Consider the following 26,661-nt stretch of genomic DNA (forward strand, 5'->3'; position numbering starts at 1 on the left):
GTTCTTTCGCACGTTCTCTCGCACGTTCTTCTGCACGTTCTTCTGCACGTTCTTTTGCACGTCTCTTCTCGCGATCTTCCGCCTTTTCTTTCGCTTTTTCATACTCCTTTTCATTACCAAACAAAGTAAGGAGGGCGTTGCCTACAGTTCGAGTAGCTTCAATCAAGATGGAAGAGGGGCCTTTGTTTGGTATTTTTTCAACTGCTGGTTTTCCTTCTAGCTCTTGCAGCTTTTGCTTGGAAAGCTGCTTCCATGCCGAATTTTGTGTTTGACTCTCCAATTTTCTAAAGTGCGTAGCCGCGTCTTGGTTCTGGCCTATCTTAGAGTAAGCCTCACCGAGTTCATAGATGAGTTCTTCGGTGTCAAGCGTGTCAGGTGGTGTATTGAGGACGTGGGTAAAATCTTCAATCACCGTCTTCGTCCGATGGAAGTACTGCTCTGGGAGATTGTAAGAGGACTTGCCGCGAAGCAGTCGGATCGTACTGTTGTGTGGGTCGGCGGCTACCGCATTGTCGAGCATTTTCAATCCTTGTTTTGACCATTTCAATTTATCAGATGCCTCTGTTTTATCTCTTGCAATCAATATCATGGTGCTGCCATAGTAAGCACCAACAAGAGGATCCAGATCATCATCGGCGTGCAGCTGTTCTAAAATCTGATGTGCTTCGTGAACAGCAGCCGCACTCCCAGCTACGCCATTCAGATAAAGTTGGATAGCTAGGGTGAGTCTTTCATTGAACGGGTCAGACGAAGTAGACACCTGATCTGACACGGAATTTAGAACAGATTCGGTCAATGAAGCATGATCATCGCTCGATGTTGAAGCCTCAATCAAGTCTGATTCTTCCATTTCGCTGGGATTAAGGTTTGTCACTCAATTTCATCCTCTCTGTACTCATGCATGAACACATTGCTAGCTTGCATGATTCTAATCATCTTTTTTCTTTGGATACATGGAGGCAAGACGCTGTGAGACTTCATTCGCCTTGACCTCATTCCCGCTATTTTGGTAGGCTTTGCTCAGTTTTCGAAGTACTCTTCTGACTTGTTTGTGGGTAAGGTAATTTGAATCTTGTTGATAACGGTCAAGGAGGAATGTGAAGTCCTCGATCGCTATTCTCGAAGAATAGAAATAAGACTCCGGCAGATGCAGGCAGACGCTTCCGCGTAAGAAGCGGATTTCTTTTTCGTTCGGATCCATTTCTACTGCTTGATTCAATACCTCCAAACTCTCGAGTGCTTTTTCTTCTTTCTCAACAAGTTTGACGGCATCACGTGATAAGAGGGCTAATGAACTACCGTAATAGGCTTCAATAAGCGCATGATGAGGCTGGGTCTCACGGAGCCTTAAAAGCTTCTCATGCGCTCTTTTCGCTGCCTGTTTGTCTCCATCAACTCCATCTTGAAGAAGCTTTTTTGCGATCTTGAATTGTTTTTCAGGAGTGCTGTCAGATGACATGTATGCCTAACCTCCAATTTGCTTCGCTATTCATTTGAAAGTCGAGTCCCTCTACGCCAACAACTCATGATTTCGAAGGTTATATAATTGCTACGATATGCGAGTCCCTACTGCATTGATTGGATGAAAAAATCAGTTTTCAGAAGATATACAGTTGTCCGAGTCAAGCATGACATTTCGTGCATTTCATATAAGGGTGACTTGGATACGTGGGGAGTACAAATAAACAATGAGAGAATGCTAGACGAATTACATGCCGCAGGTGTGGACTGAAAATGGTTAGGAGGATTTTTATGAAGGCACAAACCCATAAAATGAAGGTAACCGTGGATGAACATACATCCCATCTAGAACAATTCAAAGCATTTTTCACGAAATTGGATGAGGATGGAAGCACCATTGAGAAGCTGCCTCGGCAAAAAATCGAAGAGTATCAGTTACAAGCAATTAACGCCACGCTTGCTCATGTTTGGGACCACAATGAATATTATCGTTCAAAGCTGGAAGAAGCAGGCTTTACAGTGCCGGAGATTGAAAGCCTGGAGCAATTAACAAATGTACCGCTATTGAATAAAGATGTCATTCGAGGCGATAAGCAGAAGATCTTATGTGTAGACCCGAAAGAAATCGGGCAGGTTCACCTTACGAGCGGTACTTCGGGAAAGCCTATTTATACCTCGTACTCGTTAGCTGATCAGTATGTCTATGATTTGCTGCCGAAATATTTGGAATTGTTTAAGGAAACGGATGTTGATGTGGTAGCCGTCGCCTTGCCTTATGAATTTGCTCTGCCTGGTCTTGGGTTTCAGCGGTTGTTTCAGTTTGCATTTGGAACGGCAGTACTGTCACTTGGCAAAGGCGGTTACATGGCTCCCGTCGATAAGTCATTAGAATTGATGAAGGAGTTCCAAGCTACCGTTCTGACTACGACACCCTCTTATGCGGCGCTTTTGGCTGAAGAAAGCGAGCGGTTCGGCATCAAAATAGGAGAAGACATACGATTGAAAAAAATAGTGCTTACAGGTGAAGGCTGCTCCTATAAATTCCGTGAGCGTTTGGAAAAATGGTGGGGATGCGAAGTATCCTTCTTCTACGGTTCGACCGAATGCGGCGTCGTTGCGGTCGAATGCAGTGAGCACAAAGGTTATCACGTGATGGAGGGACATGTAAAAGTCGAAATTATTAATCCAGTTACGCAGGAAAAGCTTCCTTATGGCAAGACGGGAGAAATCGTTGTAACGACGTTGTTGCGCGAGGCCATGCCAATGGTCCGTTATCGCAGTGGGGACATCGGATATTTACAGAAATCCAAATGTGATTGTGGTCTCACGATGGACGTCCTTCATTTGAGAGGAAGAATGGAGAGTATGATTCGATTGGGGGATGAGGACTACTCACCGTTCCTATTAGAACAATTTTTGATGGAAATTCCAGATGTGGGTATGTGGTATCACTTTAAATTGAATCAGGGATCATTCAAGATTGAAGCCGAACCGTTTCGGACGGAATTAACAGATGAGCAATTGGCAACGAAAATCCGGAAGCATATGACGGATCGAATCGGCATTGATTGCGAAGTGGAAATCAGACATGATATTCCTCGAACTTTTGGCAAAGCAACGCGAATATTCACGTAAGACAGCTAGGAGCATGGGGCCAAGGATTCGCATTAACCATCCTAAAGCGCCGTGTTACGCCGAGAGGAGGTGCCCTTATGACCGATATTCAGAGGGAGCGGGAGGAGAAGTTCAAGAATTTATTAGTACGCCTAATGAAATCTCCTCTATATCAGGATCGATTAGCAAACTATAACATCGATGATATCGGGATGGAGCACATTCAAACACTGCCCTTGACAACGAAAGAAGATCTCCGGAATGCCGGTACTTTCGGACACCTAGCTGTCGAAATGAGCAAGATTGCCCAATACCACGAATCCACGGGTACAACCGGAGAACCTTCCGCTTCTTGGTTCACGCATGAAGATATGCGAGTAGGCGGAAGACAGCTTCAGGAATGCGGAGTCCGATTAACAGCGGATGATCTTGTGCTGATTCGATTCCCGTATGCCCTGGCGCTGCCCGCCTTCTTAATGCAGCAAGCTGCTTGGCAGACAGGAGCAGGGGTTGTACCTGCAAGCGGACGTACGGTAGTTACACCATATCCGAGAGTATTAAGTCTTATGAAGCGCCTACAAGTTACTGTATTAGCGGGGCTTCCGCGCGAGATGGAGCTTCTGGCTGAGACAGCGCGTCTCATTGGTTTGGATGTGAACAAAGAATTACCAGCGCTACGGGCTATATGCGTTGCTGGTGAGTTAATGAGCGAGAAACGCAAAGAGCATATCGAGAGGCTGTGGGGTGTACCCGTTTTTAATATGTATGGTTCGACTGAAACCGCGAATATTGCAACCATGTGTGAGTATGGATCGATGCATATCGTAGAGCAGGATTTTTACGTGGAAGTGCTGCATGAAGATGGTTCAGGTCCTGTTGCTCAAGGAGAAAGAGGGTTTGCGGCGATAACAACGCTCACACATCAAGCTTCTCCTCTGTTGCGATATTTTAATGAAGATATTATCTCCGTCGAACCTTCCAGGTGTGCTTGTGGGCGAGCAATGGGCAAGTTGATGCATTACGGTAGAAGTAAGGATCGAATCGTAATCGGTGATACGATTCTAGATGCTTATGACATCCAAGAAGCTGTCTATTCGTTGACACCTGCCCCAGATGCATGGAAGGTATTGGAGCAAGAAGAGGGATTGTACGTTCTTCTTGATTCGCACGATGCTGGACAATGGAGTAGGGAGGACATCCAAACTCGATTAGCTGAAAAGCTTCATTTACCAATCACCCTTCAAATCATTACCGACGCAACGCTTCTCGATCGAGTTGGGCTCGTGAATAACGCGCCATCGACCAAACCGGTATATATCCAGAAGCGAAATAAAATCTAAGCTGATGAGGGAAAGGCTGCAGTCAATTGTGAAAAAGAGGGGTGTACTCGTATTGAGCGACAAATGGAAACAATTAATTACGCAATGGGATGGAATTAACCAACAATTGCTTGATCTGATGAACGAACGTGCACGAATGGCTGCGGAAATCGTTCAAGAAAAGAATAAGCAGGGCATTTCACAAGCGGAGCCAGTTGGCAACCAACAACTACTGAAAGAGCTTGCTGCCCATTCTTTGGCGAATCCCGAAATAAAAAAAGAGGCTCCTGCCGAGCGCAAGCTTCTCGTTAGCCGCCAGCATAAGAGTGAGGATACCGTTATTCAAGTAAATCATACCAAAATCGGCGGCTCTTCGCCTATTATCGTCGCTGGCCCCTGCTCTATTGAAAGCAGAGATCAGCTGCTTACCGTTGCTTCCGCAATGAGGAATGCCGGCATTACCGTCTTACGAGGAGGCGCGTATAAACCAAGAACATCACCGTATGATTTCCAAGGCCTTGGCGAAGAAGGATTGAAAATCATGAAGGAAGTGGCTGATGAAACGGGGATGGTGACGATCAGTGAGATCATGAGCCCTATGCATATTGACACGGCAGCTCGTTACATTGACATCTTTCAGATTGGTGCCCGCAATATGCATAACTTTGATTTGCTGAAAGCCGTTGGCCAAACTCAAAAGCCTGTCTTGTTGAAACGCGGTCTCTCCGCCACACTCGAGGAATTCGTATTTGCGGCTGAATATTTGCTATCCAGCGGGAATAACCAAGTTATGTTAATTGAGCGCGGAATTCGCACCTACGAGAAATGGACGCGTAATACACTCGATATTTCTGCTGTTCCGATATTGAAACAAGAGACCCATCTCCCTGTTCTCGTGGATGTTACCCATGCGACTGGTCGTAAGGATATTATGCTTCCATGCGCGAAAGCAGCGTTAGCAGCTGGCGCGGACGGTATTATGGTCGAAGTGCATCCGAATCCGCAGGTTGCACTTTCTGATGCGAAGCAGCAGTTGAATCTTGACGAATTTCACACCTTCTTGCAGGGTCTCCGCGATTCCGGTCTCTATCGTTAGCAGCAAGTTATCATACCAGAAGTTGCTGTACACAGGTTATATATCAACACGAGCTGACATACGGCTAATGGAGGTAACTGTATGACAGATACCGATGGCAAGGACTCGCAGTATGCGGGGAAAGAATTGGACTTTTTGCAGAAACTGATTTTCGATTTGCTATTAGTGACAGATGGAAGGACAACAGATTTGCTGGAAACCTTGTTGGATGAAAAGATGCGCGTAACGGTCATTCGACAAGAGCAATTGAATGAAGTACCTGCTGATTATCAAGTGGACTCCTCTGCCGCTCCTTTATATCTGAGAGAATCATTATTGATAAGCGACAAAGGTGATTTTATCGTTTCTCACAATATTGCAATCGTGAATTCAAAGTACGTACCCGCTTCTTTGTTTGAGAGTATTGCTCATAGACAAGAGGGGATTGGCAAAGCAATCAGCTCGATGGGATTACAATCCTACAGGAAAGTGGTTGATTCTGGGCTCAAGGGCGAAGAAGAGGCTGTTGATCTGTTCCAAAAGCCTCTCAATCTTCGTATCCCTGATCTGCACACTACTAAAATCCCTTACAAGAGATATGACATTTATTTTCAGGTATTTCCAGGGATTCATATGCTTGAATATTTTAATCCAGAAGTCATTAGATACCGAGTAAACAAGGTTCTCAATTCCAAAATGGAGGGATAAAACATGAGTGAGGAAATGAAAGAACAGAAATCGACGGACAAAGAGGAAAAAGAAAAGGCGAAAGAGCAGGCTAAACTTGAGAAGAAAGCAAAGAAAAAAGAAGAAAAGAAAGAAAAGGAGAGACTGAAAGAACAGAAGGAGATTGAGAAAAAAGCTAAGAAAAAAGAAGAAGAGCAGGCAAAAGATCAAGCAAAGAAGCAAGAAAAAGCACAAAAGGAGCAAGAAAAGGCACAAAAAGAGCAAGAAAAGGCACAAAAGGAGCAAGAAAAAGCACAAAAAGAGATTGAGAAAGAGCAGCGTGAAAAAGAAAAAAAGGAAAAAGAAAAAGAAAAAAAAGCAAAAGATAAGGAAAATAAAGAGTAATAAATACATGAAAATGTAATAGGGACTGCTTTCTTATTATCGTTGAAGGAAGTGGTCCTATGTTTTCTCAATAATTCAAACCATGCTCTCGTAGCAGATGCGTGTCCAACTCAAAAAAACCTCTGGTCAATAACGTACGTTCATCAACCAAGAGGAGAAAACATGAAACAGAGAGTCAACCCTTTTATTTAATTGTAGCGATGGCAAAATTCACTTTCTCTCCCTATTGCTTTTCTGACTGTTTTTCATTTGTTCTGCGAATTCCATACCTGAATTCACCAAATGCTCACTGGCATGTTGTACGCCAATTTTAACGGCTGCGAACAGCTTTCCAGCAGGAATATCGGATGGTTGATCCGCATCCTCCATCGCATCAATAATTTGCTTCTCTGCCACATTCGCGCCGCTTTTCACCGCTACGGAATAGGTATTGGCGAAATGTAAAAATCCGTTTTTCACATCACTAAAGAACTTCGACATCCCTTGATTATTCGTTGCCAATTGTGTCATCTCCATTCTAAAATCATCTAATTCGGTGGTCTCTCTTGCTCATCATTGACTTGCAATTCTTTTTCTTCAGATAATTGCTCACTTGTCGAAACACTTTCCAAAGGTGCTTTTGGATCATCCTTTAGCATTGGAGCTGGCTGAACTTGGATGGTTCGTTCCTTTCTATCCATGAAAAATTTTAATATTGCAACAATGACTCCGACCAGAAGGACAAATGTCAGTACACCCGCTAGGGTTAGTCCGAGAATAAAGATTACACGATCAGCAAAGCCCATTTCCTTCCTATCCATGTCAATACTCACATCCTCTCACAATAGTCCAGTATATGTATGGGGTGCCTCGATAATATGGACACATGAGCACCCTCCAGCGTAATTCCACGATTGTCTATTCCATAAGGAGGATAAAGAATGAATTTCACTTTACTTCGAAATATAGCTTGTCTGTTCTTGGTTGGGTCTCTTATGATCTCCATGCAAACGCAGAACTACATATTGATGAGTTTGTGGGTATGCTGTACTGGATTGTTTTTCATTTACAAGCCAATGCGATCATTTCTCCTGACAACGATAGGCTTGGGTGCAGGATTTGCTCTCTATTTATTCATAAACTCAAGTTGGATTCACGATTTGGAGCCCAAAGAATGGGATATCCTTCTCAACAGATTGTCACTGATTTGTATCCTCATTCCCTTGCTTGTCTTAGCGCTTATTCAAAAATTACCTTTCATGCTGTATGCGAAAAAACCGCTTTGGAACGAGCGGATAGATATACCATTTATTTGGTCAGGCTTCCGTCAATCCAAAGTTAAGGTTTTCTTGCCCGTCGCAATGGCAGCGACTTCTCTTGCTTTTATGCCGTTTGTGATTCGAAACGGCTGGGGTCACGTGCAAGAGATTTGGTTATTCGCGCTCGCTTTTTCATTCATAAATGTGTTGGAGGAGATCATCTGGCGAGGGGTGCTTCTTAGTCGGTTCTCCGAACAATTAGGTGATAAGTGGGCAGTAATTGTGACTAGCGCAGGGTTTGGTTTACAGCATTATTCCCTTGGATTTCCTTGGGGCGTTTGCATCGCCTTTGCGCTGGGGGGGTTGTATTTCGGAGGAGTTACGATCAAATCCAACAGCCTCATTCCAGTCGTGGTCTGGCATACGTGGATGAATGTCCTTATGATTTTCAGCGGTCTGCTCTTATAGCCGCGAGCAGTGCTAACATTCGTTCACGGCTAGGAAAGGGAAGATAAAAAAAATTTTAGAAAATGGAGGGTTATTCAAATTTACAATGAATAAATGGTATAATTAGGTTGCTTTGTTGAGAGGAGGAAAAGGGCTGGAAGTTTATACTGCAAGGCATAACAAAAACTCCCTTCCCACACGAGGCAGTAAGAGAGTTTGTATTTCTGCTTATATTCAGTGAACGAATCCGAACGGATGAATCGTTGTGCGATTACTTAGCCAGCAGTTCAGGCAAGTTGATCTGCTCGTCAAGTTGGTCTGCGAAGCGACTCATGCATTTACAAATGAAGTCCTTGCGGCAAATCGGGCATGGAATAGTAAGCAGTCTGCTAACATGTTTGGCACCGTGATTATAAAAGACGCGGCATAGCGTACCATCTTGCAATTTTACTTTTACTTGATAAAGGTTATCGGCATCGTTGCGTTCGATTAACGTTTTTTCCTTTACAATCGGTTCATAGGTCACGTTGGCTTCACCTGCATCCTTAAATTTTTTGCAAGTAACATATTATGTTGTTTGGGCTCGTTTGTCAATTTATTTCTTCACGAAGGGTGGAAAATCCATATTCCAAAAATTAAGTATTTTCATTTGTCTTGCAGATGGTGATACATATAGTGAGCGAATGACTTTGAGACAAAATTGGAGGAGCCCACCATGCATGAGGACGACACAGAATTCAAGCATCTTAGTGAACTAATTGAAAAGAGAAACGAACTTCAAAATGAAATTAACTCCATACTTGCGCGAATGACGATGAAGCAGGAGGAGCGGGTGTCCAAACTTGCTGAGAGTATTTCCGCTTCACACAAACGCAAATAAGCCTTTCTCATAATCTTAACCAATGTTCACCTCTATATTCATAGCAGAATGCCAGGAGGTTGATAATTATATGATAAGGTACTCTGACTTAGAATCATCGGGCCACGCTTCAGTTGAAATGGGAGGCGAGCAGCAGAACGTGATGATGCCGAGAATCGAGCAAATGGTGCATGGCAATCATCCAAGGGTGACCCTCGCGCATTGGCACTCGCATTGGGAAATCAATCGTGTCGCTGGGGGCAACGGCCTATATATCATTAACGGAACACAGTATACGATCCAGCAGGGCGACATTGTGCTTATCCCACCTCAGCAATTGCATCGGGTATGCGGGACAGATCAGCTGCTGCTGGAAGCGTTTCATCTTGAGACGCCTCACCAGATGAATGGTTGGTGGGCCGAAGATATGAGTTCCGTAATACATCGTATCGGACAAACTGTGCCACATGTCCTGTATCGGTCTATGCCGCAATGCGGATTGCTATCCGAAGTGTTGATGGATGTGAAGCAAGAGCTGGCTCAGAGGGAGTTTGGCTATGTATCTATCGTTCAAGCACAATACATGCGGCTGCTGACGCTGCTTAGCAGATATGCTAGCAAACCCCTCTCTAGCTATACTCCTGCGCCATCTAGAGGTGTGCAGACGGTGAAAGAGGTCATACGCGTAATGGAAGGTCAACTAGCCTTTCCATGGACGTTGAAGAAGCTCTCTGATTTGGCACATTTAAGCCCATCCCGATTCAGTGCGTTGTTCCAACAGACGGTAGGCACATCACCACTGGATTATCTCATCAGGCTTCGATTGACATATGCAGCTCAGTTATTAACCTCTTCGAATGAAAAAATCATCGAGATTGCCGCAGAAAGTGGCTTCCGCAACCTGTCCAACTTCAATCGACTATTCAAGGATCACTTCCAAATGTCACCTAGTGAACTGCGAGATACGAATGAACAGCTAGAAGCGTAATATTATTTTTTACATGGATATCTTCTCCTCAAGACACAAGAGATGTCATTTTACACCTATTTGATGTTCATTGAATTGTCACATTTACAAAATTTGCTTCCGAAATTTACAAGAATGTATTGAGTGAAATAGGAAAGATTTTGTAATATGAGAAGTGATGAATGTAACTGACGAAGGGGCGTAGAACTGTTATGCAGAAATGGGCTATGTTCATTTTGTTCAGCATTGCGTGCCTGCTTGCCGCTGGCTTGATGCTGTTCAATATGCCGAAGCCGGAGGTCGAGGAGGCAGCTCCTGAGGGAGTCACTCTAGTTAAGCTTGTGGCAACGAGTGATTTTAAGTTCGACCAACCGGAGTATAAAGTGAAGGCTGGGGAGAAGGTTCGCATGAAGCTTGTGAACAAATCCGGCTTGCATGGTGCTGAAATTAAAGATTTAGGCATTGATCTGAAGGATGGCCAAATGGAAAAGGACGTTGTATTTGAGAAACCAGGCAAATACGAAATCCAATGTTCGGTTATGTGTGGTACAGGCCATGATGATATGAAATCGGTTCTTATTGTAGAATAATACGTTTCAGTTGAGAGAAGGGGCTGGCAAGCTCCTTTTTTTCATGCCGCAGGCAGGAACAGGAGATTGATCACCTACGCCGAATGTAGTAATGGGACGGAAGACAGAGGCTTTTAAGGATGAAGTAGAAGTCGACATTCCTCGTTCTACGCTATACCATCTCAGGGGAGGGCTAACGAATGTATTATGTAAACATGGAGCAGATCGAGCAGCGTCTTGATTTTATACCGAATCTCATACAGACAGTAGAGCAGATTATAGCGAAATGGGACGGAAGTCTACATAGCTCGTTCGCGCAGGAACGTGCGCTGCACATCGCGATCGAGATTATAACCGATGTCGGCAGCTTGCTTATTGACGGATTCTTGATGCGTGATGCAAGCAGCTATGAGGATATCGTCGAGATTATTGCTCAGGAACAAGCGGTATCACCTGAGCTTCATGCGTCATTGCTTCAGCTTGTTGTCTTGCGCAGGGCGCTGGTTCAAGATTATATCGCTTGGGAGAGAGGGGCGATACATCCTCAGCTGTCCAGCCTCCCTGTATGGCTGCCAGAATTCGCTCAATCTGTTCGCCAATTCATAACGAAGGAACTGGCACTGAAATAATTCATGTATGGTATCTTAGGCAAGGTTGTTGTCTGTATGGGAGTGATGCGATACAATGACGATACGATGACAACCAAAGTTAAGGTGGTTACATGAAACAACCAGTACGCAAATCATCCACACGTGAAGAGATTATGGGCTTACTCAAGACAAATGGGGCTATGTCTGTTGCTCAGCTTGCCAAGCAGCTGGAGATGACAGAGATGGGGGTAAGACGGCACTTATATGCCATGCAGCAGGATCATTTGCTGGACACCGAAATGGTTCGTCAGCAGATGGGTCGTCCCTTGCAAATGTATCGCTTGTCCGATACGGGCGATGAACGATTTCCGAAGCAATATCATCAGCTTATATTAGATCTGCTTCAAGAAATGGAATCTTGGCAGGATGAGAATAGTGTCCAACGTCTGTTCGAAGGCAGAAAACAGTCGATGCTGGAAAAATACACACCCCTTGTCCAAGGCAAGAATTTTGAAGCACGAATAGAAGCGCTTGGTCACATCCAAGACTCAAATGGATATATGGTAGAGACGGAGCAAGCAGACGATGGAAGCTGGCTCCTGCATGAGTACAATTGTCCGATCGCACAAGTCGCTCAGCAATATAAAGAACCGTGTGCTTGTGAACTAGCATTGTTCCGGGATTTACTGGATAGTGATGTAGAACGGACAGAATGTCTTGCTGAGCGGGGTCAGCGCTGTACGTACAAGATTCGTCCTCGAACAGACAAGCAGGAATAAATGGAATGAGTTCAGCGCACACCGTTGCACAGCCGTATTCCTGCATATGTTAGGTAGATGTAGGCAGACCCCTCAGGGGTCTGTCTTTTTGTGCTGCACAGGACAGGCATACCCAAAAAGTACAGGCATGGTTGTGTCAATACGAGCCCAACTTCCTTATACTGTCAATACGACATGGGCATGCGCCCGGTTGATTTCACAGCTAAGGAGGGGAGACGATGACGGAATGGAGCATCTTGTTGGCTGCTATTGCTTGGAGTGCTGTATGTATAGCTGCTATCGTTCTGATTATCCGTGGGATGCGCACATTGGGGAAGGCAGAAGCTAGTTTGGATGAAGGGAAGCAATTAGCTCACCAGCTCCAAGTGTTGACGCGTCGTGCTGAGGATGTGCTGAAGGAAACAGAACAGACAGTAGGAACGGTCAAGGAGTGGACACATGAATTGCAGCGTGCCCGGGATATCATTCAACGAGGAAATGATGCATTGGAGCGAATTATATCTCATGCTAGCCAGCAAGGTACGGAATCTGCAGGGAAGCAGCGATTGACGGATATCCTCCAGCTATTCGAGCTAGGATGCTCTATATGGGCCTCCATTCAAGGGAAGCTATCTGGGCGCTCTCCTAGCTCGTCTACATCTCCTAGCTCGGAGAAATAGACCGGGAACTGAGTGATGAGGAGGAAGGAAAGATGAGCAATAAGAAGTTTTGGATAGGGGCATTAATCGGAAGTGTGATTGGATCGGTATCGGCATTGCTGTTCGCACCGAAGAGCGGTCGCGAGCTGCGCAAAGATATTGCAGAGGGTGCACAGCAGGTCAGTGAACGGACACAGGAGTGGGCAAGACAGGTTGGAGAGCAGACAGACGAATTGATTTCATCCGCCAAGGGCAAGGTTGCATCCTTCAAGCAAGGCTTCAGCTCATGGAAACAGCGGAATTCAGAAGAGGCGCAAATCGCGGCCATTTCAAGTTTATCCGCTGAACATACAGCAGAACCGACTGAGAAATGGAATGAGGAAGCAGAGGCGGAAGTGAACGTGCAGGATGGAGAGAATAAGGAAGAAGTACAATAGCTGTAAGGAGACGTTAGCAGCGTTTATTGTTAAAAATCCCTACCACTTTATGCGTAAGCAATGAGATGGTAGGGATCATTGTGTTTTCAAATACGTCTAATTAGGTTGATTACCACTTGGATGGATCGATATCACCCGGATTCAACCCTTCCCAAATGTTGGGGATGTTCGCTTCTTCAGGATGTTCAAAAATTAAAAATGCAGTAGGCAAGTAACGTTCGCCATATTGGCTTGATGGTGAATTTTTGATGACGCCGTCCTTCTCGACAAGTACGGTAGACGAGCCTCCGTCCAAGTTAGCAGCGATGATTGCGCCATTCTCTAGCATAATTTTTTGGCAGTCGTATAAGTCTGCCCCGATACTATGAGGCTGGCGGCCATCAATAACAAGGAATAAAATTGCTCCATCCTCACGCTGCCCCATTACCGTCCGGGGTGCAATTCCCCAGCCGTCAGCATGATTGCGGATTTGCCCCTTGCCGTTCACGATCATGCGAGGCTGGAAGGTAACTGCTTCTTTTACCCCCATGTCGAGCAGCTCGCTCACCGAGAAGTTGCCGGCGACCATTTTCCCATCCTTATCTATTCCTACAATTTGTGTATTTTTCTTGCCTACTCCGTTGTAATATAACTTGCCGTCGTTGATGACGACTCCGATTGGTTTGAAGCCATTGCCTTCCCAGTTCGGATCTGCGAATCCACCGCCATTGACTCCTGCAAGGGCACCAGTACGTTTTACCATGCTGGAGACCTTCTCGCCTCTTCCGGCCTTGCCGGGAACGCCAATTCGAATTTTGGATGGATCGTTCACTATCATCAGATACCCACTGAACGAAGCACCGGTAGCGCCTGTACCACTTACTTCCTTATATTCGATGAGTGGTTTTTTGGTTTGTTCAGCAATGGAAGGCTTCTTGATATCAATCGTGGCTTTCTCATCTCCCATTCGCTCGAAGTTCTTCCAATACTCTTGGACACGCTTGTCTAATTCGTCCTGACCAATAATATACTTGGCCCAGTGTCGATGCTGCGTCGTGATTAGTGTATCGGCAATCAAGAACCGCATATCTGTACCGGAAGGGGTCAGGAATAACCATCCGGCGCCAAGGGAGCAAATTAGGATGAAGATAGCCGCAACCATGCGCAGAATGCGCCATACAGATCGTTTCTTCCTCGGCTTCCCTTGCTTGGGATTGCTAGTCCGCTGTTTTGCTCGAATTGCGTGGCGCGGAGGCAACGCTCGATTTTTATTGTGTTTGGAGATAGAACGCTCCGTTTGCATCTTTTTCAACCCTTTCTGATTTGTCTCCACCTATTAATGACGTTTTTTGGAAGCAAAAAGTTTCGCACCGTGTTTTGCCAGTACGGGATGGCTTGAACCTTGTCCTTCTTACTGATAAGATCGAGGTACGTTTTATTTAAAGAGTACATATGGTAAGTAAGGTCAGTCAATCAAGAGACGAAGGAAGCGGTGTATTCGTGCAGCAAGCTATAGCCATGCTCGATTCGGGTGTCGGAGGGTTGACAGTTGTCAAAGAAGTGATGCGTCAACTGCCGCGGGAGAAAGTCATCTATTTCGGTGATACAGCCCGTTCGCCTTATGGTCCTCGTACTGCCGAGGAAGTAAGGCTGTTCACCCGTCAAATCGTAGATTATCTTATTCAATTTCAGCCTAAAATGATCGTAATTGCATGCAATACAGCGACAGCCGTAGCATTGGAATATATTCGAGCTTACGTGTCCATTCCTGTAATCGGAGTCATTCATCCAGGTGCCCGTGCGGCGCTGTCCGCTACCAATAGCGGCTATGTCGGTGTTATCGGTACAGAGGGCACAATCCGCAGTGGCGCATATGAACAAGCATTGAAGCGGCTGTCCCCTCATGTTGAAGTAGTCAGCCAAGCTTGTCCTCGTCTAGCACCTCTTGTCGAGAGGGGGATGTTTAGAAACAGTGAATCAACTTCTGATGTTGTACGCGAGTCACTCGAACAGTTGCAGAATGTACCTATTGATACTCTCATTTTAGGTTGCACCCATTATCCATTCCTGTCCGATTCTATCCAAGATGCGATTGGGCCTAAGGTACAACTAATTAACTCAGCGGAAGAGACAGCGCGCGAGATCAGTACGATTTTGCAGGACAAAAGCCAGTTGGCGAATACGGAAGCGGTACCGGTTCATCAGTTTTTCTGCAGCGGCGATCCGGAAATATTCCAGAATATCGCCCGCCAGTGGCTCGGCGAGCAGATTCAGGCTACTCCAGTCATTTGGCAAATTCCTAAAATCATGTAATCCAAACTTATCATTCAATGAGATTCATGAACTTATATATGATCATGATATTTGAGGGCGTTCCTTTGAGCAGATAGTCTGCCAGATAGGAACGCCTTCTCTGTGTTACGACCTAGGGATGATCATCCTTGAAGTTATGAACCTCTATCCCGCCGCATATGCTCAACCAATAACGAATTGGGAGAGGAGCGACAATCGTGGCTGTTCCTTATCTAGTGCAAAAAGGGGATACCTATCTTCGTATTTGTGCACGTTACGGCATACAACTGCATGCGTTGATGAACGCCAACCCTCAGCTGCGCTTAGAGGGATACGCAATTCCCGGACAAGTAATTGATATTCCGGAGCTGCCGATTAATAAGTATGTAGTGCAGGCAAAAGACACGTTCTATCATATCGCTCAGCGATTCCAAGTATCGACACAGCGACTCGCCGAAGCGAATCCAACCATTGATCCGAGGAGAATCATACAAGGGCAATTGATGCTAATCCCTTACGAGTGGAGTAGGGAATGGGAGAGGAAGACCACCGAATACGGTTATGGTCAGTTAGTACGAGACATTCATCATTTGCAGAACAGTTATCCCTTCGTCCGCGTTGAACAGATCGGAATGAGTGTGCTGGGTAAGCCGATTCCCGCAATTGTAATCGGCAACGGTACTGTGCCCGTACATGCGAATGGTTCCGTACATGCAAATGAATGGATCACATCGGCGCTATTGATGCAATTTGCCGAAGATTATGCAAGAGCCTACGACAGTGGCGGAGCATGGAACGGATGGGATCCCCTTGCTGCGTATGAGCGAACGACATTGTGGATCGTACCGATGACGAATCCTGATGGGGTAGAGCTTGTGCAAGAAGGAATCTCCCCGAATCACCCGTTCTACAATTCGATTATGGAATGGAATCAAGGCTCCCGCAGATTCCATCGTTGGAAAGCCAATATTCGCGGGATTGATCTCAATGATCAGTTCCCTGCCTTTTGGGAGGAAGAACAAGCCCGAAGGGGTGTGTATTCGCCAGCACCTCTCAACTATGGTGGGACGAGACCGCTGTCTGAGCCGGAAGCAGCTGCGCTGGCGGGATTATCAGAGCGGATTCCATTTGAGCTTGCTCTGTCCTTCCATACGCAAGGACAGGAAATATATTGGAACTATCGTGATTTCGAACCAGATGAATCCTTAGCCTGGGCAGAACGATTCCAGAGGGCAAGTGGATATCGGGCAGTGAAGTTGTCAGGCAGCGATGCAGGCTATAAGGATTGGTTCATACAGCGCTATAGGAAGCCTGGTTTCACGATTGAAGTTGGCAACGGAATAAGTCCACTGCCGCTCGATGACTTCGATGGGATGTATCGGGAAGTCGCCGCTATCATGAAGGAAGCGCTGCTTCCATAGCGAAGGCAACGATAATGGTGGGCACGCAAGGGCATTGCCGCATGCTGTTGTATGATCTCTGATTCGCTACGCACACTAACAGCAGGAGGTGTGTAACCATTGGCGAATCCAACTCCACGCAGCCCACAACGGCGACCACGTCCTAAGCGGTCTTGGCAGAGGTTGTGGCTGCTTCTCAGCTCGGTGCCAAGACTATTGACATCGAAGCGTGTTCCTTTTTGGGAGAAGGCAGTATTTGTAGGTGCAATTGTTATCTACTGGTTGATTCCGGTGGATTTGATTCCATTTATGCCGATTGATGACATTATTCTCACCTTAATTCTGCTGCCTTGGTTTTCCAAACGTGCCCTAAAATATGAAAATCCGAACCTAAAATGACGGAATGTGACGCAAAAGGTTGCTTCTCGCCCCAGGTTCCCGTACAATGACATAGAGGTTGGCGAACGCAACAATTTCATTGCGAAAGTACAACAAGACAATGGGGTAAAGCGGAGTGAAGAACAATGGCGAACGATATTCGTATTTGTGATAAATGTCGGCATATCAAAATGAAGACTTTTTTGCCGAAAGTCAAAGGTCTAGATCCGGAAGCGGATATCAAGATCGGCTGTAAGTCATACTGTGGGCATTGTGCCAAGCGAGTGTTCATCTTTATCAACGGACGATACGTAATCGCTCCGACGGAGGATGAAGCTATCGAGAAGGCGAAGCCTTTTGTGAAATAGTAAGTTTTTAACCGCATAGAAACAGCTGCGAAGCGATATCCTAATCGTTGGAGACAACTACTCTCTGTTGGAAACAGTCCATACTCTGGCGCAGGAGGCACGCAGCATGTCCAAATATGACTCAAGCTTGCAATCGCAAAACCCGATTTCGCAAGCGCAGAACGCAGTCAAGACAGCGCACAACGCTGTATCTCAAGCAATGTCACATCCTTCGGACCAATCCGTCTATCAGGCGGAGCAATCTCTTCAACACGCTGAACGTGCCGTACAACAGGCCGCAGACAGCGATAATCCACATCCGGTCCAATTAGCTGAAGAAATGCTTGCAGCGGAGCAATCCCGGTTGAATTCCATTGGTGCAGACCAACTGGATTCCTTTGAGGGATAGGTGCACGCAATTTATTGTCTTTTATCGTCATGATGTTTGTTCTTGTCCCGGACTATGTCTGGGATTTTTTTGCCCTTCCATCGCCGACATCAAGTCTTAGCATCTGGGAGTGAGGTTATGGTATTTGGAATATCAGTAGTAGTTATTTTAGCGTTTGTAATTTGGGGGTTCCTGTCCCCGGAGAGCTTATCCACGCAATCTAGCGCAGCCTTGTCATTTACGACAGAGCGGTTTGGATGGTTCTACCTGATTACGGCGCTAATCATTTTAGTATTCTGTCTTTATCTTGCATTTGGCAAGTTCGGGCACATTACACTAGGCAATGATGATGATGATCCGGAATACTCTAATATTTCTTGGTTCGCCATGCTGTTCAGTGCAGGTATGGGGATCGGGCTCGTATTCTGGGGGGTGGCCGAACCCATCAGCCATTACATAAATCCGCCAACGCTGAAAGGGATGACGCCTGGTGCTGCGAATGAAGCGCTGCGCTATTCCTTCTTCCATTGGGGATTGCATCCTTGGGGCATTTATACGCTTGTCTCGCTGGGAATCGCTTATTTTACGTTCCGAAAAGGCCATAATGGCTTGATCAGTTGGACTTTTGAGCCATTGCTTGGCGATCGGGTAAAGGGGCCGATCGGTAAGACGATCGACATATTGGCGATTATTGCAACGGCCTTCGGGGTAGCAACATCGCTAGGTCTCGGTGCGATGCAAATTAATGGTGGACTTGCCCACACATTTGGTATTCCGAGCAATGCAACGGTGCAGGTCATCATTATTGCAATTGTAACGGTGTTGTTCCTTGCTTCTGCAGTGTCGGGACTGGACAAGGGAATTCGTATTCTCAGCAATACGAATTTACTGATCGCGTTAGGCTTGCTCTTGTTCACTTTGCTGCTGGGTCCAACATCCTTTATTTTTGATTCCTTTACTACGACGCTTGGCGGTTACTTGCAAAATATTATTCAGATGAGTCTGCGGCTGACGCCGTTCACAGAAGATTCCTGGGTAGCAAGCTGGACCTTGTTCTATTGGTCGTGGTGGATAGCGTGGGCGCCATTTGTCGGTTCCTTTATTGCGCGTGTCTCCAGGGGGAGAACGATTAAGGAATTCGTACTAGGAACGATGCTGTTGCCAAGTGGATTCAGCTTTATTTGGTTCTCGGTATTCGGTGCTACGGGTCTGAAGTTGGAAATGTTCGATGGACTCCCAATCGTAGAGTCGGTCAAAGCGGACATTACGTCAGCATTGTTTGTAACACTGGATGCTCTGCCGTTTGGAAGTTATATTGCCATTCTGGCGACGCTGCTGATTATTACCTTCTTCGTTACATCAGCAGATTCCGCAACCTTCGTGCTCGGCATGATGTCGACGAATGGGAATCCGAATCCAAGTGCGCTGATTAAAATTGCATGGGGTTTATTCCAGTCCCTTATCGCAGTTGTCCTGCTGCTCGGAGGCGGCTTGGAGGCATTGCAGACCGCATCCATTCTTACAGCCCTGCCATTTGCCGTCATTCTGCTCGGGATGTGTCTGTCCATAACGAAGGCGCTTCGCAAAGAGGAGCGGGACTACCGCTTGAAGGAGAAGCGCAGACGGCGCAAGGTTGATAAGCTGTTGGAGCAGGAGGATTTACTGTAAACATTGCACTACATGATGTCTGTGCACCTTGGTTCACGGTCAGCAAGAAGATATAAGAAGAGCCGCTTGCGATGATGCAGCGGCTCTTTTCGTTGTTTATTTTATTTCTTGCGTTCACGCAATTGTTTAATTGCGTTGTTCATAATGACCTGATCTGAGATGTGAAGTCGGTTCTGCGCTTCTGCCGCGAATGGCTGGCACGCAGCTACATCAGTTGGCTGGCGTGTCCCATAATCATAGCAGGTACCGTGTTCGAGCAGTCCGTCAGCAGACGGTACATAATATATATTGCCGTTTGTGAATGAGCCATTACGGAAGACGACTAAGCGATTTGCTGAGTTCAGCAGATTTTGCCCCATGAGGTGCTTATCGCTTGCATCGATTCCGAGCCAATGCAAGAGCGTCGGCTCAACATCTAGCTGACCGCTCACGGTATCATAGGTACCTGCATTTGCTCCATCAGGCAAGTGCACGATAAGTGGCACTTGGTTTTTCATTTCAAGCATATCGAAATCACTGATCTCATATCCAAGCATGCGAGCAAGCGGTTCGCGATCTTCAATCGAATTATCATGATCCCCGTACATCATCCAAATTGTCTTATCCCATAGACCGCGCTGCTTCAAATCTTCAATCATTTCGCCCAGTGCTGCATCTACGTAATGGATAGCCTGCAAATAGTCGCCAAAGATCGTGTCCTGATATGGCTCGACATTCAGCTCCTGTTTATCTGCTGGCAGCTTGTACGGATGATGGCTGGTCAGCGTAATAAGGAAGCTATAGAATGGAGATTTGCCGTCAGCCATGTGCGCTACGGATTGGTGCAGGAATGACTTATCACCAAGTGACCACCCAAGCGGCTCGTCTATCTTATAATCGGTACGGCTCATAAAGATGTCGTACCCCATATTGCTGTACATAATATATCGATTCCAGAACCCCGCATCATAGGCATGATACGCACCAGTGGAATATCCTGACGATTTCAGAATAGATGGCAGCGAATCATACGTTTGATCTGGATAACGGATAAAGACAGACCCGGTTGGCAATGGGTGAAGGCTTGCGTTCACTCCAAAGTCTGCATCTGATGTCCGTCCTTGTCCGGTTTGATGGGAGAAACGACTGAAGTACATGCTTTCCTTCAGCAGCTTGTTCAAATTCGGTGTAATCTCTTGTCCGTTGAAGGACTTGCCGATGACAAAATTCTCAAAAGCTTCTGCCTGCACAATAATGACATTGCTGTCCTTATATTTGCCGAAGGAGGCAGGAGGCCCTTGCAGCTTCGCACGGTGGTCGTCGAACCACATCTGAGCCTTATTCAATTCTTCTTCGCTTAGCTTATTTCCGCCGAACCATTTCAGTTCAGCATAGCGGTATATATCATAGCCGTGAAATCCGAACAGCCCGGTAATGTTGTAAATGGAGGCATTCCACCAATTGCTCGAGAAGACGCCGGATGCCCATGTAGTCGTTGCTTGATGTATTGGCACAGCCATCATTAATGCGCCTATGACAAGGCTAAGAATATAGGTGATTAAGCGACTCACCCATGCCGGTCGACGGCGTCGTTCACTGCTAAGCGAGTATCCACTCCGATGTTCCCGGCGTTCCTTGGACAGTACTCTGAAATACATGATCGTCAATGGGATAACGATGATCCAATCGATGAATAGCCAGATGTCCCCGATATGGATCAAGGATGCGATACTGTCGCCAAGTGAACTAACTTGTCCAGCTTGCAGCAGCACAGGTACTGTGATGAAGTCTTGAAAATAACGAAAGTATACCAAGTCCGAAAAGATAAGAATTGTAAGTAGTACATTGAGCACAAGCAGTACCATTGTACGCCAGCGCTTCGACAGCCAGAACGTCCATCCGGCGATAAGGATAACAGCGCCTAGTGCGACGAAAAAGTCGGGTGTGGTCATCGTCATATAGGGAATCGATAGCGTTCGATCGAACCAAAACAGCTTCCACATCATGAAGATAATGAACCATACCATATCGAATCGTCCGAATATGGACGAGAAAGAAAGACGACGGCTTGAGTTGTGATACGAGCCATACATAGACGAATTCATACTTCCATCCTTTCTGTACTTTTACTTATTCAAACAATCTTCATCATACCAGATTTTACGATAATGTAATAATTGAAAAAGAAGGTACCTGTTACAGTAGTGGACTTCGTTTATATGTTTACCAATTATTTAAAAATGGAGGTATTTCCGTCAACGTTTTCTATCCGATGGATTCGATAAAAAAGCCGCCCCATCCTAATCGAGTGATGTACAACTCGATTGGATAGAGGCGGCCTCCGATTAAAATTAAGACTGTTGCTCCGGACGCGGCTTGCGTGGTGGGAGCGGGCCCATGTATTGATAAAACTGGCATTCGATATTGCCGTTGAACAGCTTGCGGCGCTTCGTTGCTGGATCGCCGATTCGATGTTCGAACTGGCGGTTTGGACTGATGACGAACATCGACCATGTCGGCAGCGTCTTATAGACGAAGCCGAGCTGGCGGATCATGCGGTCGACTTCCTCCTGCTCACTTAATCGTTCCCCGTACGGCGGGTTCGTCAATATGACGCCGTAATCTCCGGTAGGCTTAGCCTGTGCAACTGGTGCAACACGGAACTGGATCTCACGACCGAAGCCTGCGCTCTTCGCTGCTGCTTCAGCTAGGCGAATCGCTTCTGGATCAATGTCAGAGCCCATGATCTGCAGTTCAATATCGTCCCGTACAGCATCGAATGCTTCATCTCGTGCTTCTTCCCAGTATGATTCGCCGATGACGGACCATGCTTCACTGGAGAAGGAGCGGCGAAGTCCGGGAGCTACATTCCATCCAATCATAGCTGCCTCGATGAGCAGTGTGCCGGAGCCGCAGAATGGGTCATACAGCGGCCGCTCTGGATTCCAGCGGCTAAGCTGAACAAGTGCAGCGGCCATTGTTTCTTTGAGCGGGGCTTTCCCAGTCAGCTGCTTGCGATACCCACGCTTATGGAGTCCAGCCCCTGTTGTGTCTAATGTAATGGTAGCGATATCGTTAAGCAGGGATACCTCAATCCGGTATAACGGCCCTGTTTCCTCAAACCACTCAATATGGTACTGTTGCTTTAATTTATCAACAACCGCCTTCTTCACGATGCCTTGGCAGGCAGGCACACTGGACAGCTGGGATTTGTGTGAGCGTCCATCAACCGGGAATTCGCCGTGAGCCGGAATCCAATCATGCCAGTCAATGGCCTTGGTTCCTTCAAATAGCTCATCGAAGGTGCGGGCAGGGAATTGTCCCATCTTAATTAGTATGCGATCCGCGGAGCGCAGCCATAAATTGGCGCGGCACACATCCAGCGGGCCGCCAGTAAAATTGACGCGTCCGTTCTCGGTTTGGGTTTCATATCCTAGTTGCTGCAATTCGCGTGCGACGACGGATTCAAGCCCCATCGGCGTAGTTGCGATTAACGGCCAAGGTCGATTCATTGTTCTCATTCAACTCCGTTTTCTCGTCTGACTTGTACTCATATGGCATTCATCATATCATAAAAAGCAGGAGGTTGTGAAAATGTCTAATGAAGCGGTTGAAACGTATTTGGAACAGCTCTATAAGAAGGATCATGAATTAGAGAAGATTAAGGAAAATATTCGGCAACATGGCTTGCCTGATATATCCGTACACGAAGGGTACGGAAGATTGCTGACCATGCTTGTAAGTATGTCAGGGGGCAAGGATGTACTGGAGATTGGAGCCCTAGGCGGTTATAGCGGCTGCTGTCTGCTTCGCGGAATGCCGTCAGACGGCAAGCTGGTATCGCTTGAATTGCGTCAGGATTATGCGGATATTGCCAAGAACAACTTGACAGAAGCGGGATATGGAAGTCAAGTGGAATATAGAGTCGGTGAAGCGATGAACGCCTTGGCTGAGCTAGAGAAGGAGCAGGCAAGATTTGACTTCTTCTTTATTGATGCGGACAAAGGGAACTACCCGAACTACTTGGAGTATGCGATACGGCTGGCTAGACCGGGCGCCATTATTGCAGGAGATAACTTGATGCTGCGTGGACGCACCCTCGATGAATCCAAGCAAGGGCCAGCTGTACAGGCTATGCGTCTCTTCAATGAGAGAATTGCTCAGGATGAACGCCTGATCAGCACGCTGCTACCTGCCTATGACGGCTTGGCGCTCGCGATTGTTCGATAACCGTAATTTGGTGTATGAATTCCGCAGCCGAAGCCCTAAAATCATGCGTGAAGCCGTTCCTTCTTATGTTATAATATGTGACGGCAACTCGACAATGAAGGATGGATCATGATATGAAATCGGGAGAACAATGGACGTCCAAGCTTGGATTCATACTGGCTTCTGCTGGAGCCGCTATTGGTCTCGGGGCAATATGGAAGTTTCCAAATGTAGTCGCAACGAGCGGCGGCGGAGCCTTCTTTCTTGTATTTATCTTGTTTACATTCGGTATCGGTCTTCCGCTGCTCCTTGCCGAATTTTTTATCGGTCGAGGAACAGGCAAGGAAGCCGTGTCCGCTTATCGGGATCTGGCGCCGAACAGCCGTTGGCACTGGATCGGATATCTCGGGATGGCAACATGCTCGCTGCTGCTCTCCTTTTATAGTGTAGTAGGCGGGTGGATTGTACTTTATTTTCTTCGTTCAATTAGCGGGACATTGCTGGAGAACGGACGTGATTATGGGCAGTTATTCTCGCAAACCTCAGCAGATCCTTGGTTTGCGGTGCTGTCACAGGGCGCCTTTATGCTGTTGACGATAATCGTCGTGTCCAAAGGGGTTACGGCGGGCATCGAGCGTGCAAGCCGTATATTAATGCCAGGATTGTTCGTGTTGTTCCTGGTGCTGATAGTGCGTTCCTTGACGCTGCCAGGAATGTATGAAGGTATTGTATACTTTTTGAAGCCTGACTTTAGCAAGCTGTCCTCGGAAGCGCTGCTGAATGCACTGGGGCAGTCGTTCTTCTGCTTGAGCGTAGGCGGCTCTTGTATGGTGACCTACAGCTCCTATTTGAAGAAGGGGGAATCGCTTGGCAAGCCTGCACTGTCTGTCGTTGGCTTAAATGTGATGACCTCATTCATGGCGGGAATCGCCATCTTCCCTGCATTGTTCGCGTTGGGGATGAAGCCAGTGGACGGGCCTGGGTTGCTGTTCGTGACTTTGCCAAATGTTTTTGAGCAGCTTCCGTACGGCAGTGTATTTATAGCGGTTTTCCTCGCTCTGTTCCTGTTCGCAACACTAACATCAGCGTTCTCGCTGCTTGAGATCGTTGTCGCTGCCTTCTCGCATCATGATGCGGTACGTAGAAAGCGAATGTGCTGGTTGTTTGGCACGATTATTTTCTTGCTCGGCGTGCCATCTGCACTGTCGTTCGGAATAGGCAGCGAGCTGACATGGTTGAACAAGAATGTATTCGAGTGGGCAGACTTCGCGGTAACGAATGTGATGCTTCCACTAGGGGTACTGCTTATTTCCTTATTTGTCGGCTTCCGATATCCTCGGGAGCGATTGAAGGAAGAATGGAGTACGATGCCATCAATGTGGCATAAGGGGCTAATGTTATATGTAGTGCTGCTGCGCTACGTTCTGCCAATTATCGTAGGTATTGTGTTTTTGCACGGAATGAATTGGCTTCCGTTCTAAGGTACAACAATCACAGATTAGGCAACAAGCAAGTTGAGATGATGACAACGAGAAAGAACGGTTGCAGGAGGAATTCATGAAGGGTAATGAGCAATGGACTTCGAAGATTGGATTTATATTGGCCTCGGCGGGATCGGCCATTGGCCTCGGAGCGATATGGAAGTTCCCGAATGTCGTCGCCACTAGCGGTGGCGGGGCATTTTTACTTCTGTTTCTTATTTTTACATTAGGCATTGGCTTGCCGCTGCTCATTGCAGAATTTGTGATCGGTCGTGGAACAGGCAAGGAAGCAATCGGGGCATATAAAGAAATTGCGCCGGGCACGCGTTGGCATTGGACAGGATATTTAGGGATGGGAACTTGTTTCCTGCTGCTCTCCTTCTACAGTGTGGTAGGAGGCTGGATTCTACTGTATTTGGCCCGTGGTATTGTAGGGGGACTGCTCGTAGAAGGCAGAAATTATGATGAGCTGTTTGCGCAGACAGTCTCCAATCCATGGACTGCAGTCATGGCGCAGCTATCCTTCATGCTGATTACGATTGTCGTCGTCGGTCAAGGGATTAAGTCAGGCATTGAGCGAGCAAGCCGCATCTTGATGCCAGGACTGTTCATTCTATTTCTTGTCCTTATTCTTCGATCGCTGACACTTCCGGGTATGACTGAAGGGCTTGAGTACTTCCTTATGCCAGACTTCAGCAAGCTGACCGGACAAGCTATTCTGAATGCGCTCGGACAGTCCTTCTTCTGCCTCAGTGTCGGTGTATCTGTTATGGTCACATACAGCTCTTACCTGAACAAGAAGGAGTCGTTGGTGAAATCTGCGACGTCGGTCGTTAGCTTGAACGTGTTGACTTCGATTATGGCGGGAATCGCGATTTTTCCAGCGTTGTTCGCATTGGGGATGAAGCCGCAGGAAGGTCCAGGTCTGCTGTTTGGCACGCTTCCAGCACTGTTCGAGCAAATGCCTTACGGCGGAATTTTTATTACGTTATTCTTGGCGCTTTTCTTATTCGCGGCATTGACTTCCGCATTTTCGATGTTGGAAATCTTGGTGTCGGGCTTCTCGCGCGGGAATAAAATCAATCGGAAACGGCTAAGTGTGCTGTTCGGTATCTTGATCTTTTTGGCTGGTGTACCTTCTGCGTTGTCCTTCGGCGTACTGTCCGAAGTTCAGCTATTCGGCTTGACGATCTTCGAAGCTGCTGACTACGCAGTAACGAATATTTTGATGCCGCTCGGCGTACTGCTAATCGCATTATTCGTCGGCTATCGATTCCCTAAGGATCGGTTGAAGGAGGAGTTCCGTACAGAAGCAGCATGGTGGCAGAAGGGGCTTGCCCTATATGTGATGCTGTTGCGTTATGTCATTCCGATTGTCATTCTGCTCGTATTCTTGAACCTGCTGCACATTGTATAAGACATCATAGTAATCTAAGAACAGAACATACACCCCTCCGGCATGCATGCCGGAGGGGT

Annotated in this window: 30 protein-coding genes; 22 read left to right on the plus strand and 8 right to left on the minus strand. The window is 46.7% G+C overall.

The features are described from left to right. The coding region (locus BBG47_RS22695) for a tetratricopeptide repeat protein (RefSeq protein WP_254659894.1) at positions 1–874 on the minus strand (874 nt) is incomplete at its 3' end. A 54-nt stretch (positions 875–928) separates the two neighbouring features. Beyond that, positions 929–1,459 (minus strand): hypothetical protein, encoded by a 531-nt coding sequence (locus BBG47_RS22700; RefSeq protein WP_065293609.1) that lies wholly within the window; start codon positions 1,457–1,459, stop codon positions 929–931. 293 nt (positions 1,460–1,752) lie between these two features. Here BBG47_RS22700 and BBG47_RS22705 point away from each other — a divergent pair, with 293 nt between their 5' ends. The 5 genes from BBG47_RS22705 (at position 1,753) to BBG47_RS22725 (ending at position 6,540) form a co-directional block, all read left to right on the plus strand. After that, positions 1,753–3,096 carry a phenylacetate--CoA ligase family protein gene (locus BBG47_RS22705; protein ID WP_065293610.1) on the plus strand — a complete coding sequence of 448 codons (1,344 nt, stop codon included), beginning with the start codon at positions 1,753–1,755 and terminating at the stop codon, positions 3,094–3,096. A gap of 77 nt (positions 3,097–3,173) precedes the next feature. Continuing rightward, positions 3,174–4,415 (plus strand): phenylacetate--CoA ligase family protein, encoded by a 1,242-nt coding sequence (locus tag BBG47_RS22710; protein ID WP_065293611.1) that lies wholly within the window; start codon positions 3,174–3,176, stop codon positions 4,413–4,415. A gap of 52 nt (positions 4,416–4,467) precedes the next feature. Next, complete coding sequence (locus BBG47_RS22715) at positions 4,468–5,490, plus strand: bifunctional 3-deoxy-7-phosphoheptulonate synthase/chorismate mutase (protein ID WP_094183205.1); 1,023 nt, start codon at positions 4,468–4,470, stop codon at positions 5,488–5,490. An 81-nt stretch (positions 5,491–5,571) separates the two neighbouring features. Continuing rightward, positions 5,572–6,177: a 4-hydroxybenzoate synthetase gene (locus BBG47_RS22720; RefSeq protein WP_065293613.1), complete on the plus strand. Its 606-nt coding sequence runs from the start codon at positions 5,572–5,574 to the stop codon at positions 6,175–6,177. Positions 6,178–6,180: 3 nt separating this feature from the next. After that, on the plus strand, positions 6,181–6,540 hold the full coding sequence (locus tag BBG47_RS22725) for a hypothetical protein (RefSeq protein WP_065293614.1): 360 nt from the start codon (positions 6,181–6,183) through the stop codon (positions 6,538–6,540). A gap of 210 nt (positions 6,541–6,750) precedes the next feature. Here BBG47_RS22725 and BBG47_RS22730 read toward each other — a convergent pair whose 3' ends face one another. Further along, positions 6,751–7,041, minus strand: coding sequence for a hypothetical protein (locus BBG47_RS22730; protein WP_065293615.1), 291 nt, complete (start codon positions 7,039–7,041; stop codon positions 6,751–6,753). Positions 7,042–7,067: 26 nt separating this feature from the next. Continuing rightward, positions 7,068–7,340, minus strand: coding sequence for a hypothetical protein (locus tag BBG47_RS22735; RefSeq protein ID WP_065293616.1), 273 nt, complete (start codon positions 7,338–7,340; stop codon positions 7,068–7,070). 120 nt (positions 7,341–7,460) lie between these two features. On the opposite strand from BBG47_RS22735, the gene BBG47_RS22740 reads away from it, so the two are divergent. Further along, a complete protein-coding gene (locus tag BBG47_RS22740; protein WP_065293617.1) occupies positions 7,461–8,246 on the plus strand; it encodes a CPBP family intramembrane glutamic endopeptidase in 786 nt (261 codons plus the stop codon). Between the two features lie 250 nt (positions 8,247–8,496). On the opposite strand, the gene BBG47_RS22745 is transcribed toward BBG47_RS22740, so the two are convergent. After that, positions 8,497–8,751, minus strand: coding sequence for a hypothetical protein (locus BBG47_RS22745; RefSeq protein ID WP_021253290.1), 255 nt, complete (start codon positions 8,749–8,751; stop codon positions 8,497–8,499). A 189-nt stretch (positions 8,752–8,940) separates the two neighbouring features. On the opposite strand from BBG47_RS22745, the gene BBG47_RS30105 reads away from it, so the two are divergent. The 7 genes from BBG47_RS30105 (at position 8,941) to BBG47_RS22775 (ending at position 13,064) form a co-directional block, all read left to right on the plus strand. Next, on the plus strand, positions 8,941–9,105 hold the full coding sequence (locus BBG47_RS30105) for a hypothetical protein (RefSeq protein WP_155987360.1): 165 nt from the start codon (positions 8,941–8,943) through the stop codon (positions 9,103–9,105). A 70-nt stretch (positions 9,106–9,175) separates the two neighbouring features. Beyond that, entirely contained in the window at positions 9,176–10,072 is an 897-nt protein-coding gene (locus BBG47_RS22750) for an AraC family transcriptional regulator (protein WP_065293618.1), read from the plus strand. 191 nt (positions 10,073–10,263) lie between these two features. Beyond that, entirely contained in the window at positions 10,264–10,641 is a 378-nt protein-coding gene (locus BBG47_RS22755) for a cupredoxin domain-containing protein (protein WP_021253288.1), read from the plus strand. 179 nt (positions 10,642–10,820) lie between these two features. Further along, positions 10,821–11,249, plus strand: coding sequence for a DUF86 domain-containing protein (locus BBG47_RS22760; RefSeq protein WP_065293619.1), 429 nt, complete (start codon positions 10,821–10,823; stop codon positions 11,247–11,249). Between the two features lie 92 nt (positions 11,250–11,341). Then, positions 11,342–11,989 (plus strand): helix-turn-helix transcriptional regulator, encoded by a 648-nt coding sequence (locus tag BBG47_RS22765; RefSeq protein WP_065293620.1) that lies wholly within the window; start codon positions 11,342–11,344, stop codon positions 11,987–11,989. A gap of 218 nt (positions 11,990–12,207) precedes the next feature. Beyond that, the gene (locus BBG47_RS22770) at positions 12,208–12,648 is read left to right on the plus strand and encodes a DUF948 domain-containing protein (protein WP_065293621.1); all 441 of its coding nucleotides are present in this window, start codon (positions 12,208–12,210) and stop codon (positions 12,646–12,648) included. Positions 12,649–12,680: 32 nt separating this feature from the next. Beyond that, positions 12,681–13,064: a YtxH domain-containing protein gene (locus BBG47_RS22775; RefSeq protein ID WP_065293622.1), complete on the plus strand. Its 384-nt coding sequence runs from the start codon at positions 12,681–12,683 to the stop codon at positions 13,062–13,064. Between the two features lie 109 nt (positions 13,065–13,173). Here the strand turns inward: BBG47_RS22775 and BBG47_RS22780 are convergent, their stop codons facing one another. Further along, a complete protein-coding gene (locus tag BBG47_RS22780; RefSeq protein WP_094183206.1) occupies positions 13,174–14,346 on the minus strand; it encodes a phosphodiester glycosidase family protein in 1,173 nt (390 codons plus the stop codon). Positions 14,347–14,495: 149 nt separating this feature from the next. Here BBG47_RS22780 and racE point away from each other — a divergent pair, with 149 nt between their 5' ends. The 6 genes from racE (at position 14,496) to BBG47_RS22810 (ending at position 19,516) form a co-directional block, all read left to right on the plus strand. Then, on the plus strand, positions 14,496–15,356 hold the full coding sequence (racE, locus tag BBG47_RS22785; RefSeq protein ID WP_227774722.1) for a glutamate racemase: 861 nt from the start codon (positions 14,496–14,498) through the stop codon (positions 15,354–15,356). 197 nt (positions 15,357–15,553) lie between these two features. After that, positions 15,554–16,756: a M14 family zinc carboxypeptidase gene (locus BBG47_RS22790; protein ID WP_065293623.1), complete on the plus strand. Its 1,203-nt coding sequence runs from the start codon at positions 15,554–15,556 to the stop codon at positions 16,754–16,756. Positions 16,757–16,855: 99 nt separating this feature from the next. Next, positions 16,856–17,134 carry a YkvA family protein gene (locus tag BBG47_RS22795; protein WP_083189543.1) on the plus strand — a complete coding sequence of 93 codons (279 nt, stop codon included), beginning with the start codon at positions 16,856–16,858 and terminating at the stop codon, positions 17,132–17,134. Between the two features lie 125 nt (positions 17,135–17,259). Then, positions 17,260–17,481, plus strand: a complete 222-nt coding sequence (locus tag BBG47_RS22800; RefSeq protein ID WP_021253279.1) for a YuzB family protein — start codon at positions 17,260–17,262, stop codon at positions 17,479–17,481. Positions 17,482–17,587: 106 nt separating this feature from the next. Next, positions 17,588–17,869 carry a hypothetical protein gene (locus BBG47_RS22805; protein ID WP_005545996.1) on the plus strand — a complete coding sequence of 94 codons (282 nt, stop codon included), beginning with the start codon at positions 17,588–17,590 and terminating at the stop codon, positions 17,867–17,869. 117 nt (positions 17,870–17,986) lie between these two features. Continuing rightward, positions 17,987–19,516, plus strand: coding sequence for a glycine betaine uptake BCCT transporter (locus BBG47_RS22810; RefSeq protein ID WP_021253277.1), 1,530 nt, complete (start codon positions 17,987–17,989; stop codon positions 19,514–19,516). 101 nt (positions 19,517–19,617) lie between these two features. Here BBG47_RS22810 and BBG47_RS22815 read toward each other — a convergent pair whose 3' ends face one another. Both BBG47_RS22815 and BBG47_RS22820 read right to left on the minus strand, forming a co-directional pair. After that, complete coding sequence (locus BBG47_RS22815) at positions 19,618–21,600, minus strand: LTA synthase family protein (RefSeq protein ID WP_065293624.1); 1,983 nt, start codon at positions 21,598–21,600, stop codon at positions 19,618–19,620. A 246-nt stretch (positions 21,601–21,846) separates the two neighbouring features. Next, positions 21,847–23,007 (minus strand): THUMP domain-containing class I SAM-dependent RNA methyltransferase, encoded by a 1,161-nt coding sequence (locus tag BBG47_RS22820; protein WP_065293625.1) that lies wholly within the window; start codon positions 23,005–23,007, stop codon positions 21,847–21,849. A gap of 82 nt (positions 23,008–23,089) precedes the next feature. Between BBG47_RS22820 and BBG47_RS22825 the strand changes: the two genes are divergently transcribed. From BBG47_RS22825 to BBG47_RS22835, 3 genes are all read left to right on the plus strand, one after another. Beyond that, positions 23,090–23,725, plus strand: a complete 636-nt coding sequence (locus tag BBG47_RS22825) for an O-methyltransferase (protein ID WP_065293626.1) — start codon at positions 23,090–23,092, stop codon at positions 23,723–23,725. Positions 23,726–23,838: 113 nt separating this feature from the next. Next, positions 23,839–25,185 carry a sodium-dependent transporter gene (locus BBG47_RS22830; RefSeq protein WP_065293627.1) on the plus strand — a complete coding sequence of 449 codons (1,347 nt, stop codon included), beginning with the start codon at positions 23,839–23,841 and terminating at the stop codon, positions 25,183–25,185. Positions 25,186–25,261: 76 nt separating this feature from the next. Then, positions 25,262–26,602, plus strand: coding sequence for a sodium-dependent transporter (locus BBG47_RS22835; protein WP_021260146.1), 1,341 nt, complete (start codon positions 25,262–25,264; stop codon positions 26,600–26,602). Positions 26,603–26,661 lie beyond the last annotated feature (59 nt).

It is taken from the genome of Paenibacillus sp. KS1, from assembly GCF_001680695.1.
GTDB classification, from domain to species: domain Bacteria; phylum Bacillota; class Bacilli; order Paenibacillales; family Paenibacillaceae; genus Paenibacillus_B; species Paenibacillus_B suaedae.

What these genes read in the sequence shown, in the direction of transcription:
- BBG47_RS22700 (WP_065293609.1), bottom strand. Translation starts at nt 1,459, where the DNA reads ATGTCATCTGACAGCACTCCTGAAAAACAATTCAAGATCGCAAAAAAG.
- BBG47_RS22705 (WP_065293610.1), top strand. Translation starts at nt 1,753, where the DNA reads ATGAAGGCACAAACCCATAAAATGAAGGTAACCGTGGATGAACATACA.
- BBG47_RS22710 (WP_065293611.1), top strand. Translation starts at nt 3,174, where the DNA reads ATGACCGATATTCAGAGGGAGCGGGAGGAGAAGTTCAAGAATTTATTA.
- BBG47_RS22720 (WP_065293613.1), top strand. Translation starts at nt 5,572, where the DNA reads ATGACAGATACCGATGGCAAGGACTCGCAGTATGCGGGGAAAGAATTG.
- BBG47_RS22725 (WP_065293614.1), top strand. Translation starts at nt 6,181, where the DNA reads ATGAGTGAGGAAATGAAAGAACAGAAATCGACGGACAAAGAGGAAAAA.
- BBG47_RS22735 (WP_065293616.1), bottom strand. Translation starts at nt 7,340, where the DNA reads ATGGATAGGAAGGAAATGGGCTTTGCTGATCGTGTAATCTTTATTCTC.
- BBG47_RS22740 (WP_065293617.1), top strand. Translation starts at nt 7,461, where the DNA reads ATGAATTTCACTTTACTTCGAAATATAGCTTGTCTGTTCTTGGTTGGG.
- BBG47_RS30105 (WP_155987360.1), top strand. Translation starts at nt 8,941, where the DNA reads ATGCATGAGGACGACACAGAATTCAAGCATCTTAGTGAACTAATTGAA.
- BBG47_RS22750 (WP_065293618.1), top strand. Translation starts at nt 9,176, where the DNA reads ATGATAAGGTACTCTGACTTAGAATCATCGGGCCACGCTTCAGTTGAA.
- BBG47_RS22755 (WP_021253288.1), top strand. Translation starts at nt 10,264, where the DNA reads ATGCAGAAATGGGCTATGTTCATTTTGTTCAGCATTGCGTGCCTGCTT.
- BBG47_RS22760 (WP_065293619.1), top strand. Translation starts at nt 10,821, where the DNA reads ATGTATTATGTAAACATGGAGCAGATCGAGCAGCGTCTTGATTTTATA.
- BBG47_RS22765 (WP_065293620.1), top strand. Translation starts at nt 11,342, where the DNA reads ATGAAACAACCAGTACGCAAATCATCCACACGTGAAGAGATTATGGGC.
- BBG47_RS22770 (WP_065293621.1), top strand. Translation starts at nt 12,208, where the DNA reads ATGACGGAATGGAGCATCTTGTTGGCTGCTATTGCTTGGAGTGCTGTA.
- BBG47_RS22775 (WP_065293622.1), top strand. Translation starts at nt 12,681, where the DNA reads ATGAGCAATAAGAAGTTTTGGATAGGGGCATTAATCGGAAGTGTGATT.
- BBG47_RS22780 (WP_094183206.1), bottom strand. Translation starts at nt 14,346, where the DNA reads ATGCAAACGGAGCGTTCTATCTCCAAACACAATAAAAATCGAGCGTTG.
- racE (WP_227774722.1), top strand. Translation starts at nt 14,496, where the DNA reads ATGGTAAGTAAGGTCAGTCAATCAAGAGACGAAGGAAGCGGTGTATTC.
- BBG47_RS22800 (WP_021253279.1), top strand. Translation starts at nt 17,260, where the DNA reads ATGGCGAACGATATTCGTATTTGTGATAAATGTCGGCATATCAAAATG.
- BBG47_RS22805 (WP_005545996.1), top strand. Translation starts at nt 17,588, where the DNA reads ATGTCCAAATATGACTCAAGCTTGCAATCGCAAAACCCGATTTCGCAA.
- BBG47_RS22810 (WP_021253277.1), top strand. Translation starts at nt 17,987, where the DNA reads ATGGTATTTGGAATATCAGTAGTAGTTATTTTAGCGTTTGTAATTTGG.
- BBG47_RS22815 (WP_065293624.1), bottom strand. Translation starts at nt 21,600, where the DNA reads ATGAATTCGTCTATGTATGGCTCGTATCACAACTCAAGCCGTCGTCTT.
- BBG47_RS22820 (WP_065293625.1), bottom strand. Translation starts at nt 23,007, where the DNA reads ATGAATCGACCTTGGCCGTTAATCGCAACTACGCCGATGGGGCTTGAA.
- BBG47_RS22825 (WP_065293626.1), top strand. Translation starts at nt 23,090, where the DNA reads ATGTCTAATGAAGCGGTTGAAACGTATTTGGAACAGCTCTATAAGAAG.
- BBG47_RS22830 (WP_065293627.1), top strand. Translation starts at nt 23,839, where the DNA reads ATGAAATCGGGAGAACAATGGACGTCCAAGCTTGGATTCATACTGGCT.
- BBG47_RS22835 (WP_021260146.1), top strand. Translation starts at nt 25,262, where the DNA reads ATGAAGGGTAATGAGCAATGGACTTCGAAGATTGGATTTATATTGGCC.